Consider the following 11587-nt stretch of genomic DNA (forward strand, 5'->3'; position numbering starts at 1 on the left):
ACGCCGAGACCGTCCAAGACATAATGCGCAGCACTTGAGTCCCTATAGGTCTGACATGATCGACATCCGCCAATTGCGCTACTTCGTTGTAGTCGCCGAGGAAGAACACGTCGGCCGCGCTGCCGAACGGCTGCATATTTCCCAGTCACCGCTGAGCCGGCAAATCGCCCAGCTCGAAGAGCGACTGGGCCTGACCCTGTTCGAGCGCAGCCAGCAACGCATTCGCCTGACCCGCGACGGTCAGACCTTCCTCGCCGAAACCCGCGCCCTGCTCACCCACGCCAATCGCCTGGAATCCCTCGGCAAACGTCTGGGTCGCGGCGAAGAAGGCGGCCTGTGCATCGGCTATATCGAAAACGCCATGCACGCCGGTGTCCTGCCCAATGCCTTGCGCGTGTTGCGCGCCGATCGGCCGAATGTGCATGTCGCGTTGTACAACCTCAGTTCCGCCGAGCAGTTGGAAGGCCTGCGACAGCGTAGTCTCGATATTGCCTTGGTGAGTGAACCGCCGACCGACGACGATCCGGATCTGCTGGGCTTTCAGGTGCTGGATGAGCCGATGCTGCTGGCGTTGCCGGAGCATCATCCTTTAGCCCGACAGGCCTCGTTGAGTCCGCAGGATCTGGCCGAGCAGGAATGGATCGGCGTGCAGCCGCGTCAGGATGCCAACGATGAGTTTGTCAGCGCGTGCATCCGCGCAGGGTTCACTCCGGATGTGCGCATGCAGGCGACCGAGCCTTTTACCGCGCTGGGCTTGGTAGCGTCGGGGCTGGGGATTGCGATGATCCAGAAAGGCTTGAGCCATAACGCACCGCCGGGTGTGGTGTTGCGGGAACTGCCGTGGCTGACGCTGACTACGCCATTGTGGGCGGCATGGCACCGGATAAATTTGCGGCCATTGGTGGAGACGTTCCGCAAAGTCCTGACTGACGACAAGGTATCTGCTGACTGACATGGCCCCTTCGCGAGCAAGCTCGCTCCCACAGGTTCAGAAGTGATCTCGCATTCTGTGTACGACGCAGATCCCTGTGGGAGCGAGCCTGCTCGCGAAAGGGCCGGCACATCCAACATCGAATTTGACTGACCCAACGCCTTCGCGAGCAAGCTCGCTCCCACACTTTCAGATGTGATCTCGCATTCTGTGTACGACGCAGATCCCTGTGGGAGCGAGCTTGCTCGCGAAGGGGCCGGCACATCCAACATCGAATTTGACTGACCCAACGCCTTCGCGAGCAGGCTCGCTCCCACAGGTTCAGATGTGATCTCGCATTCTGTGTACGACGCAGATCCCTGTGGGAGCGAGCTTGCTCGCGAAGGGGCCGGCACACCCAACATCGAATTTGACTGACCCAACGCCTTCGCGAGCAGGCTCGCTCCCACAGGTTCAGATGTGATCTCGCATTCTGTGTACGACGCAGATCCCTGTGAGAGCGAGCCTGCTCGCGAAAGGGCCGGCACATCCAGGATCAAAATTGACTGATCCAACGCTTTCGCGAGCAGGCTCGCTCCCACAGGTTTTGCGGTGGATCTACACTCAACGGATACGTACCCAGCCGTGAGTTGACCATGAAAATGTCTGCACAAATGACCGTCGTCGCGGTACTCGCCACCCTCGCCTGGCTGGGTCTGGCGGTGTGGGGCATTGGCGGTGTGGCGATGTTCTTTTCCCACGGTTCGCTGGTGATCGTGGCATTGGCGACGGTGGCGATGGTGATTGCTTCACTGTTCAGTGAGGTCAACCTCAGTTCTGGCGAACGTGAAGATCGCGCCAATCGCTGGGTGATTCCGGCCTTTGGTGTGATTGGTCTGGTCAGTGGTTTCTTGCCAGCCTATTGCGACCGGATGAACTTCTGGACGTTTGGTGGTGAAGGCGTGCGCTGGCTCGGCGCTTTGCTGTTTATCGTCGGCGGCGCGCTGCGACTGTGGCCGGTGTTTGTGCTGGGGCGGCGCTTCAGTGGATTGGTGGCGATACAGCCAGGGCACCGCCTGGTGACGGATGGCATCTATCAGCACCTGCGCAACCCGAGTTATCTGGGGCTGGTGATCAATGCCGTGGGCTGGGCGCTGGCGTTTCGTTCGGTGGTGGGATTGTTGCTCGCGGCGCTGACGTTGATCCCGTTGATTGCCCGGATTCATTCGGAAGAAGCGCTGCTGCGTGCGCAGTTTGGGGCGGAGTACGAAGCTTATTGCGCGCGGAGTTGGCGGTTGGTGCCGGGGGTTTATTGATTTGCGAACACCGTCCCCCTGTAGGAGTGAGCCTGCTCGCGATAGCGGTGGGTCAGTCAAATCCATGTGTCTGACAGACCGCTATCGCGAGCAGGCTCACTCCTACAAGGGATTGTGTTTGTCAGTTGCGTTGCAGGTGCAGGCCGTCGCTGTCGACTTTGACGCTGACCGCAGCGTAACTGGCCAGCGTCGCGTGCGCCGTTTCCAGCGGATGCTGATGCGTCGTGGTGATGATCATCAACGCCGCGCCAGCCCCTTCGGCCGCTTGAATACCGACAGTGGCGTCTTCGAAGATCAGGCAATCATGCGGCTCCTGGCCAAGACGTTTCGCAGCCAGTAAATAGCCGGCCGGATCAGGTTTGCCGGCCTTCACATCTTCAGCCGTGATCATCACCGCCGGCGCTGGAATCCCCGCCGCCGCCATCCGCCGTAAGGCCAGATCCCGTGGTGCCGAGGTCACCATTGCCCAGCGATCTTTGGGCAGGCTGTTAAGAAATTTCGCCGCGCCGGGAATCTCGACAATGCCTTCAACGTCTGCGATTTCCGCCTCGGTGATGAACGCCGCTTGCGCCTCGGCATCCACGCCCGGCAGGTTCAGGCGATTGATCGTGTCGATGGCTCGCGCGCCATGAATGGTCGGCAAAAAGGTTTCCACATCGACACCATGGCGCACGGCCCAGGCTGACCAGATCCGCTCGGCGGCAGCAATGGAATTGAGGACGGTGCCGTCCATGTCGAACAGAAACGCGCCGAACGCGCGATCAAATACAGCATCGTGAGCAGACAAAGGGTCGCATCCTCTGGCAAGAGACCGGGCGGGCAATGTAGCACTTGCCCGCCCGTTCCACCCAGCGTCAGTGCAGACGCGGGGCCTTGGATTTGAACGCGCTGTCGACGCAGTCGAGCAATTGACCGATGGCCCAGGGCTTCTTGATGAACGCCACCGAATGCTTGACCCCGGAGGTCTCTGGCGTTTCGTAGCCGGACATGACCATCACCGGCTTGTCCGGCCAGCGGTCGCCGACCAGGTTGGCCAGATCAGCACCATTGAGGGTGCCGGGCATGGTGATGTCGGTCAGCAGCAGCGCCACTTCCGGCGCGTGTTGCTCGAGATATTGCGATGCGGCGTCGGCGCTGGTGTGCGGCTCGACCTTGAAACCTTCCTCCTGAAGAATTTCGCAAAGAAACTCCAGAATCAACGGATCGTCCTCGACTACCAGAATCAACCCGCCAGGAAGGTGCGCATCCGCCGTCGGTGTTGGGCACATGGAACTGCACTCCCTGAATTGCATTAACGATTTAGCGGCTTGAATCCGCTGCTTATCTGGTATGAGCGGCGGGCTCTGCAGAAATTCATTTTTGATACAGGTCTTTTGCGAAACGGCGTTTTTGCCCGTCAGCGGCAATCGTTCGCGACGGTGTATTTGTGGTTAAAATGCCGGCCCTTTTGCTTGCCGATCCTGACCGATGAACCCTGAAGCCCTCGCTACCCTCCACGCCCATCTGCTGCCGGCCCTCGCGGCAGCGCCGAGCGAAACCCGCCGCCTGTTCCACGGGCGCGGCCGCTGCTGGCCGGGGCTGGAGCAGTTGACCGTGGACTGGCTGCAAGGCGTGGTGCTGGTGTCGCTGTTCAAGGAACCAGCGCCTGAGCAGCTGGACAATCTCAAGGCGCTGCTGCTGGAACTCACCGGTTCCGCCGAATGGAAACAGTCCGGCGCGCACACCTTGCTGATCCAGCATCGCTACTTGCCGCAGAGCACTGCCGAATGGTTGCAGGGCGATGAAATCGACGAAATGAGCATCGTCGAGGGCGGCTTGCAGTACCGCGTCGATCTGGGTCGCAAGCAGAACGCCGGGCTGTTTCTCGACATGCGTTACGGGCGCAACTGGGTGCGCGAACAGGCCGACGGCAAACGCATCCTCAACCTGTTCGCCTACACCTGCGGGTTTTCCGTGGCGGCCATCGAAGGGGGCGCCAGCCATGTGGTCAATCTGGACATGTCGCGCGCAGCTCTGAGCCGGGGTCGCGACAATCATCGCTTGAACGGCCATGACTTGAGCAAAGTCAGTTTCCTTGGCCACGACCTGTTCAAGTCCTGGGGCAAGGTGATCAACAGCGGCCCCTACGATCTGGTGATCATCGATCCGCCGTCGTTTCAGAAAGGCAGTTTCCTGCTGACCAAGGACTACCAGCGCGTGCTGCGTCGTCTGCCGGAATTGCTCACGGCGCAAGGCACGGTGCTGGCGTGCATGAACGATCCGGCGTTCAGTTCGGACTTTCTGATCGATGGCGTGACGCAGGAAGCGCCGGGTTTGCGCTTTGTAGAGCGGCTGGAGAATCCGCCGGAGTTTCCGGACATTGATCCTGAAAGCGGTCTCAAGGCCCTGATCTTCCAGCGCACTATCTGACACCCCGAAGATCCCTTGTAGGAGTGAGCCTGCTCGCGATAGCGGTCTATCAGTCAAATAGGTGATATCTGACACACCGCTATCGCGAGCAGGCTCACTCCTACAGGGGGATTGTGTTGGGTCAGGGAGTTGGTGGGCGCAGCACCAAAGCAAACAACTCACCATGCCCGGTGACATTGAGCTTGTAATACAGATTGCGCCGATGCACCTTCACCGTTTCCGGCGAAATACCCATCTGCTGGGCCATCGCCTTGCTGGAGAAACCCTGCAGGATCAGCCGTGCCGTGTCGACCTCACGCACCGTCAGCCGCGCATCGAAGCGGTCAAGCAACGTCGCCAGATCACCCACCGTTTGCGCCACCGCGCCCTGCGGCGGCAACAACTGCACATGCCGACGCATCGCCGCCAGCACCCAGTCGCGCACGCACAGCAGCCGACCCTGCTCGGCCATGTCGAACGGCGTCGAGCGACCCAATGACAAACCGAGCACGCCGCCCTCGACGTTGATCATGAACTGCAACTCGTCTTCACCGACCATCAAACGAAAGTAGCTCTGGTAATACTCGCTGTGCAGAAACTGGTCCGGCGCTACCGAGGCGAGGCTGTGCAAACCGTCGGCAATGCCGGTCGAGGCGGCTTGATAAAACGGATCGAGCAAGTACATTCCGGCGCAGTATCCGGCGAGTTCCTCTTGCTCGTCGGCGCGGCCTTGGCTGTCGAAGTCGATCAGCAACTGCGGCGCCTGCCCGGCTTGCATCAGCGCCACCAGCGCGTTGTCCAGCGGCACCAGCAATCGCAAGGTGTCCACCAGCGCGCGCCAGAAACCAGCCTGACCGACAGCGGCAAATACCCGCGCCAGACTTTGATGCACTGGCAGTTCCTGCAGCAACGCGTCCACGCACTACCCCTTTTGAGTAACCCATGATGGGAATGGGTCAGGCCTGGCCGGCCCGATAGGCTGACCACTCTTGTTCATCACCGGCCTGTACAGGCCAGGAGTGCCGCATCATGCGTCGTCGCCGTGGCTGTATCAACCTCAGCATTAAACTGGGCCTGCTGGCCGGAATTGGCGCCAGCTCGATCGCCTTGGCTGCCGACGCGCCGAGCGTGCACGTCTACAACTGGTACGACTACATCGGTCCGAACACCCTCCACGATTTCCAGCGTGACAGCGGTATCCAGCCGGTCTACGACACCTTCGACAGTGCCGAAGTCCTCGAAGGCAAACTGATGACCAGTCGCAGCGGCTACGACGTGGTGGTGGCAAGCAACTTCAGCCTGCCGACGCTGATCAAGGCCGGCGCCCTCGCCCCGCTGCCGCGCGAGCAACTGCCGGGCTGGAAGAATCTCGACAGCGACCTGCTGGCGAAGCTGGCCAACAACGATCCCGGCAATCAATACGCGGTGCCTTATCTGTGGGGCACAAACGGCATCGGTTACAACATCGATAAAGTGCGCGCGGCGCTGGGCGACAAGGCGCCGGTGGACTCGTGGGATCTGGTGTTCAACGAAGCCAACCTCGCCAAACTCGGCCAGTGCGGTGTGGCGATGCTCGATTCGCCGTCGGAGATGCTGCCGGTCGCCCTGCATTATCTGGGGCTGCCACCGAACAGCACCGATCCTGAAGACTATAAAAAAGCCGAAGCGCTGCTGCTGAAATTGCGCCCGCACATCGCTTACTTCAACTCGTCGAAATTCATTAGCGACCTGTCCAACGGCAACATCTGCGTGGCGGTCGGTTGGTCGGGCGCGATGCTGGAGGCCAAGACCAATGCCGAGCAAGCCAACAACGGCGTGAAGATCGCCTACAGCCTGCCCAAGGAAGGCGCGCCGGTGTGGTTCGACACGCTGGTGCTGCTCAAGGACGCACCGAATCGTCCCCAAGGCCTGGCCTTTATCGACTATCTGCTGCGCCCCGAAGTGATCGCGCCGGTCAGTGATCACCTGTCTTATCCGAATGGCAATCGTGCGGCGACTGCGCTGGTGGCCGCCGCGACTCGGGACAACCCGGCGGTTTATCCGTCTGCTACGGCAATGGCCACGCTGTACACCCTTGAACCGTTGCCGAAAGCCACCGAGCGAGTGCGCACGCGGGTGTGGAGCAAGGTCAAGAACGGCCAGTAAGACCAACACAATCCCCCCTGTAGGAGTGAGCCTGCTCGCGATAGCGGTCTGGCTGATAACACTGTTTTGCCGGACAAACCGCTATCGCGAGCAGGCTCACTCCTACAGGTTTTGTGCTTTACCAGACATTTTTTTGAGAGACAGAAATCAATGAAACCTCGTGCCCGTGACCTCAACATCCGCATCGGCCAACTGCCGCCCGGCCCGCTCAACGCCATCACCGATGTACCCGGCGTGCGCGTCGGCCACAGCAATGTGCGCGGACGCAGCAGCGCCGGGCGGGACATCTGCACCGGCGTCACACTGATCGAACCGCGCCCGGGCTCGACCAATCAGCAGCCGTGTTTTGCCGGCGTGCATGTGCTCAACGGCAATGGCGACGCCACCGGCCTTGAATGGATTCGCGAGGCGGGTCTGCTGACCAGCCCGATTGCCTTCACCAACACCCATAGCCTTGGTGTAGTGCGCGATGCATTGATTGCCCTGGATCGCCAGCAGCAACCCGACGACGGTCGCCTCTACTGGAACATGCCGGTGGTGCTGGAAACCTTTGACGGTTTGCTCAACGACATCAACGGTTTCCACGTCCAGCCTGAACACGTCGCCGAAGCGCTGAGCGCAGCCGTCGACGGCCCCGTCGTCGAGGGCGCGGTCGGCGGTGGCAGCGGCATGATCTGCCATGAATTCAAGGGCGGCATCGGCACCTCGTCGCGGCGGTTGAGCCGTGCTCAGGGTGGCTGGACCGTCGGCGCGATCGTGCAGGCCAATCACGGCATTCGCAGTGAGTTACGGGTCGATGGCTACCCGGTCGGGCGCTACATGGAACAGAAAGATTCGCCGTTCTTGCGCGCAGCGTTACCGCATCCGGGCATGGGTTCGATTGTTGTGTGTCTGGCCACCGACGCGCCGCTGTTGCCGCATCAATGCACACGTCTGGCACAGCGCGCGAGCCTGGGTCTGGCCCGCACCGGCGGTGGCAACGAGGATCACAGCGGCGACATTTTCATCGCCTTCGCCACCGGCAACGATCACGTGCCGCCCGCCGCCTACGAAGGCAAAGGCGCGCCGACCTGTGACGGCTTGCGCATGGTCAACAATGACCACATCAGCGAGCTGTTTCTCGCCGCGACCGAGGCGGTTGAAGAGGCGATCATCAATGCTTTGCTGGCCAGCGACAGCACCGAGGGCAACGGGCATTCAGTGCCGGGACTCGACGCCGACACCCTGCTCGCAGCCCTCGAAAAATCAGGTTGGCCCGGCGCCCGTTGACACCGCGTTTCCCCTGTAGGAGTGAGCCTGCTCGCGATCGCGGTTTGTCAGTCGAAGTTGATTTGACTGACCCACCGCGATCGCGAGCAGGCTCACTCCTACACAGGATCACGTCAGTATTTGTGTACCAGGTTCTCGCCGCCGCCCGGGCGACTGGCGGTACTTGAGCCGCCACTTGCACACTCCTAGGATGGAATCACGCAGTGGCTCCGCTCTATTGAGCGCTGCGTAGGCACGGGTGCTCTGAACCCCAATCAAGCCCGTGTCTGGCTTCATGCGCATCTTGAGCCTCGAGGGCTCTACTTCCTCCCCATCAAAGAGCTTTGAGGCTCTTTTTTTGTCTGCGTAAATCAGCAGTCCGGCAGCGCATCGACGCGAATCGAGCGCCAGGCCGCCTGCGCCAGCAACTCGCGATAATCCGCCGGACTGCCCTTCACCCGCCCCGCCAGCCAGGCACGGCAGTAACTGTCGGCCTGACCAATGATCAACGACGGCAAAAGTTCGGCGGGCAGCGCCTTGAGTTCGGCAACTCGCCCTGATTCGGCCAGCCAGTCGCGCAGACGCAGATTGCGGGTTTTGTTGCGCTCGGCCAGTTCGTCTTTGAACGGCCCTTTGGTCACGGCAAACCGCGCGTGGTACTGGAAACGCGCCCATTCGGGTTGACACTCGACCCAATCGACGTAGCTGAACACCAGCGCCTGCACACCTTCCTCGGTGGTTTGCGCTGCATCCAGATAGGCATCGCGCAGGCGCGCCTGATCCTCCAGCGCGGTGAAAAACAACGCCGCGACCAAGCCCTCCTTGTTGCCAAAATGGTGATAGATCGCCCCGACGCTGGTATCGCACTCGGCGCGAATCATCTCGATAGTGGTGGCCTCGATCCCCTGCTCGTTGAACAGGCTTAGCGCCTTGCGAAAGATATCGCGCTTGAGTTCGGCGCGGCGGCCGGGGTAGCTGCGTTCAAGTAGATCTGCGGTGTCCATGCGGCTCACTGCCTGAAAATCGGGATTGAAAGGCACACGTCGTGCCCATGAAAAAACACGCACAGGTTGACAGATTTCCCGCAGACCGAATACCGTTCCGTTACAGAACATTATTCTGTTACGGAACATCATTCTGCAAAATCACTTTCCGCGAGGCGTTTCCATGAGTCAGTTTCTCAGCATGTTCAACAGCGCAGGCCCGCAAGCGTTCAGCCAGATGGCCTGCCAGGTCGCGCCGTACTTCAGCACCATCAACCCGCTGGTGACCGAGCTGCGCGCGAACTCGGCGACGGTACAAGTACCGTTTCGTCGTGAGATCACCAACCACCTCGGCACCGTGCATGCGATTGCCATGTGCAACGCGGCGGAACTCGCCGCCGGGATGATGACCGATGTGTCGATCCCGGCCGGCGCACGCTGGATCCCCAAAGGCATGACCGTGGAATATCTGGCCAAGGCAAAAACCGATGTGACGGCGGTGGCCAGTGGTGAAGGCGTGGATTGGCAGAGCGAAGGCGACAAGATCGTCACCGTGGACATTCACGATACCGAGAGCAAAAAAGTGTTCACGGCGCGGATCACCATGAACGTCAAACTCGGCTGAATCGGGGACACAAAAAAGCCCTTGCTGCGCCATTCACAGCAAGGGCTTTTTCAGCGATGTGTGGTCAGTGCACGGTCAGGCGCTGGCGGACAAACTCCTCGACATGGCGGGTGGTCTGGTCGAGGTGTCGGTCGCGCTGTTTCTCGGCGTCGAGCATCGCGCGCTTGCCGTTTTTCTGCAGCAGATAGGTGTGAATCTGCTGCACTTCCAGCGACCGGTAAATCGGTGTGGTGTCGATAAACCCGCGCAGGCCGTTGCTGCGGTAATGCCGGGTGCTCATCAATACCTGCGTTTCCCGTGAACCGATCACTTCAAAACCCAAGGCTTCAAAGTACGGGACTTTACCCACGGTGCAGGCCAGTTCCGCGTGGGGATAACGCCCGACCATTTCGCCGATCAGCGCCCGCGCCACGCCCTGACGCCGATGCCCTTCGCGCACCGCCATATAAGCCACGCTGCAGGCTTCCCAATCGCCCTGCACCGGCAGGTACAACAGAAAACCGATCACTTGCTCCGGATCATCCTCGTCGGTGGCGACCAGCAACTCGACATCGGTGCCCTTCTCGCCATTCAACGCTTCCAGATACAGATGCACCTCATAGCCGACCGCGTACTGATAGACGTTGTACAGCAGGTTGCTCGGGCCGAGACCGACCGCGCTGATGTCGGTCAGGTAGTCGACGACCATCTGCAGAATCTGGCTGTTGACGCCTTCGGGGCATGGGGATTTGTAGTGGGTGATGCGTGGCATGACGAACTCCGACGGTAAAAAGCGTTGCCGACCGGCGCAGCGGTCGACGAGCCGCGACATCATACCGTGACCGGCCGGCTCGACGTCTAAAGTTCCTGCTCCAAGCGCCGATGTATCGGTCTCCTACAGAAGTCACCACCAGGGATCGGCCATGTACTACCCGCGCGAAGCTGCCAAGGATCACCTCTACAACCGTATCGTCATGCTGACCGTTGCTTGCTGCGTGGTGCTGCTGCTCGCTGCAATGGCTCACAAGTCGGGCATGCTGTATGGGGCGCTGAGTTTCAACGGTGTGGAAACCCGTGGCAGCGTCACGGCATTGGAGCAGATTCCAATGAACGCCAATGGCAAGGTCATTCACTATCAATACACCGATGCCCAAGGCCAGACCCATGAAGGGCAACACGCCGACGAACGCTACGTTGAGCATACCCAGTACGAAGTCGACGGCCCGATCACCCTGCTGGTGTCCCCGTGGATGCCAGATAAAAGCTGCATCGCCAGCCAGTTGCAGAGTTACCGTACGAGCTTCTGCATCATGACCGGCGGTGTGTTGCTCGCGCTGCTGTTTCTGCTGATCTCGGGCAGAACGTTCTGGCAGATTCAGGCGATGAAAGAACAGGACCGGTTTTATTGACTGGCGAGGTCACTGCTGCGGCGCCACCACTTTGAATTTGATGGCGATGTCCTTGGACACCACGGTGTCCGCCCACTCCCCCGCGCCGAGGCCGTACTCGTCGCGCTTAAGCACCAGGTCACCGTCGAAAATGCCGATGGCACTGCCCGGTTTCAATTCCACCGGCACCTGCACTTCGCGCGTAATGCCCTTGAGGGTGAGTTGTCCGTCGATCAGATAGCGACGCTCGGCCACTTGGGTGAAACGTCGGGATTCGAACACCGCCACGGGAAATTTTTCGGTGTTGAACCACGCTGGTTTCACCAGCTCGGTGTTGGCGTCTTCACTGCCGGCATCGATGCTGTTGAGGTCAATGTGCAGCGTGGTACGGGCGTTGGCGAGGTTGTCGGTATCAAAGTCCAGCGTCGCCTCGAACTTGCCAAAGGTGCCGTACATCGGCGAGCCCATCTGGTTGTAGGTAAAACTGATCTGGCTGGCGGTGGTGTTGACCCGCGTGTATTCGACAGCCTGCGCGGCAGAGATGACGCACAGCGAACACGCGGCAGCCAGCAGCAATCGGATCGACATGGGATTCTCCGGGCGGG

Annotated in this window: 13 protein-coding genes; 7 read left to right on the top strand and 6 right to left on the bottom strand. The window is 60.4% G+C overall.

All coding sequences use genetic code 11. From position 1 onward, the window contains the following. Positions 1-55: 55 nt before the first annotated feature. Positions 56-952: a LysR substrate-binding domain-containing protein gene (locus AB4N44_RS06050; protein ID WP_095118275.1), complete on the top strand. Its 897-nt coding sequence runs from the start codon at positions 56-58 to the stop codon at positions 950-952. A 614-nt stretch (positions 953-1566) separates the two neighbouring features. Next, entirely contained in the window at positions 1567-2226 is a 660-nt protein-coding gene (locus AB4N44_RS06055) for a methyltransferase family protein (protein WP_127928840.1), read from the top strand. 121 nt (positions 2227-2347) lie between these two features. Here the strand turns inward: AB4N44_RS06055 and AB4N44_RS06060 are convergent, their stop codons facing one another. Together AB4N44_RS06060 and AB4N44_RS06065 are read right to left on the bottom strand one after the other, a co-directional pair. Further along, the gene (locus tag AB4N44_RS06060) at positions 2348-3013 is read right to left on the bottom strand and encodes an HAD family hydrolase (protein ID WP_460109715.1); all 666 of its coding nucleotides are present in this window, start codon (positions 3011-3013) and stop codon (positions 2348-2350) included. A 67-nt stretch (positions 3014-3080) separates the two neighbouring features. Beyond that, positions 3081-3494 carry a response regulator gene (locus AB4N44_RS06065; protein WP_095118272.1) on the bottom strand — a complete coding sequence of 138 codons (414 nt, stop codon included), beginning with the start codon at positions 3492-3494 and terminating at the stop codon, positions 3081-3083. Positions 3495-3693: 199 nt separating this feature from the next. On the opposite strand from AB4N44_RS06065, the gene AB4N44_RS06070 reads away from it, so the two are divergent. Further along, positions 3694-4635: a class I SAM-dependent methyltransferase gene (locus AB4N44_RS06070; protein ID WP_127928844.1), complete on the top strand. Its 942-nt coding sequence runs from the start codon at positions 3694-3696 to the stop codon at positions 4633-4635. A gap of 121 nt (positions 4636-4756) precedes the next feature. Here the strand turns inward: AB4N44_RS06070 and AB4N44_RS06075 are convergent, their stop codons facing one another. Further along, positions 4757-5533 (bottom strand): helix-turn-helix transcriptional regulator, encoded by a 777-nt coding sequence (locus tag AB4N44_RS06075; RefSeq protein WP_460109712.1) that lies wholly within the window; start codon positions 5531-5533, stop codon positions 4757-4759. Positions 5534-5643: 110 nt separating this feature from the next. On the opposite strand from AB4N44_RS06075, the gene AB4N44_RS06080 reads away from it, so the two are divergent. Together AB4N44_RS06080 and AB4N44_RS06085 are read left to right on the top strand one after the other, a co-directional pair. Further along, entirely contained in the window at positions 5644-6759 is a 1116-nt protein-coding gene (locus AB4N44_RS06080; protein ID WP_460109710.1) for an extracellular solute-binding protein, read from the top strand. A gap of 150 nt (positions 6760-6909) precedes the next feature. Beyond that, positions 6910-8028: a DmpA family aminopeptidase gene (locus AB4N44_RS06085; RefSeq protein ID WP_150750787.1), complete on the top strand. Its 1119-nt coding sequence runs from the start codon at positions 6910-6912 to the stop codon at positions 8026-8028. A gap of 350 nt (positions 8029-8378) precedes the next feature. Here the strand turns inward: AB4N44_RS06085 and AB4N44_RS06090 are convergent, their stop codons facing one another. Next, positions 8379-9011, bottom strand: a complete 633-nt coding sequence (locus tag AB4N44_RS06090) for a TetR/AcrR family transcriptional regulator (protein WP_316916707.1) — start codon at positions 9009-9011, stop codon at positions 8379-8381. Between the two features lie 163 nt (positions 9012-9174). Between AB4N44_RS06090 and AB4N44_RS06095 the strand changes: the two genes are divergently transcribed. Then, a complete protein-coding gene (locus tag AB4N44_RS06095) occupies positions 9175-9615 on the top strand; it encodes a hotdog fold domain-containing protein (RefSeq protein WP_150750785.1) in 441 nt (146 codons plus the stop codon). A 64-nt stretch (positions 9616-9679) separates the two neighbouring features. Here AB4N44_RS06095 and AB4N44_RS06100 read toward each other — a convergent pair whose 3' ends face one another. Continuing rightward, positions 9680-10366 carry a GNAT family N-acetyltransferase gene (locus AB4N44_RS06100; RefSeq protein ID WP_127928856.1) on the bottom strand — a complete coding sequence of 229 codons (687 nt, stop codon included), beginning with the start codon at positions 10364-10366 and terminating at the stop codon, positions 9680-9682. 151 nt (positions 10367-10517) lie between these two features. On the opposite strand from AB4N44_RS06100, the gene AB4N44_RS06105 reads away from it, so the two are divergent. After that, the gene (locus AB4N44_RS06105; protein WP_150750784.1) at positions 10518-11003 is read left to right on the top strand and encodes a DUF3592 domain-containing protein; all 486 of its coding nucleotides are present in this window, start codon (positions 10518-10520) and stop codon (positions 11001-11003) included. Positions 11004-11012: 9 nt separating this feature from the next. Here AB4N44_RS06105 and AB4N44_RS06110 read toward each other — a convergent pair whose 3' ends face one another. Next, positions 11013-11570 (bottom strand): YceI family protein, encoded by a 558-nt coding sequence (locus tag AB4N44_RS06110; protein WP_316916709.1) that lies wholly within the window; start codon positions 11568-11570, stop codon positions 11013-11015. Between the last annotated feature and the right edge of the window lie 17 nt (positions 11571-11587).

The sequence above is a fragment of the Pseudomonas sp. S3_C06 genome, from assembly GCF_054667675.1.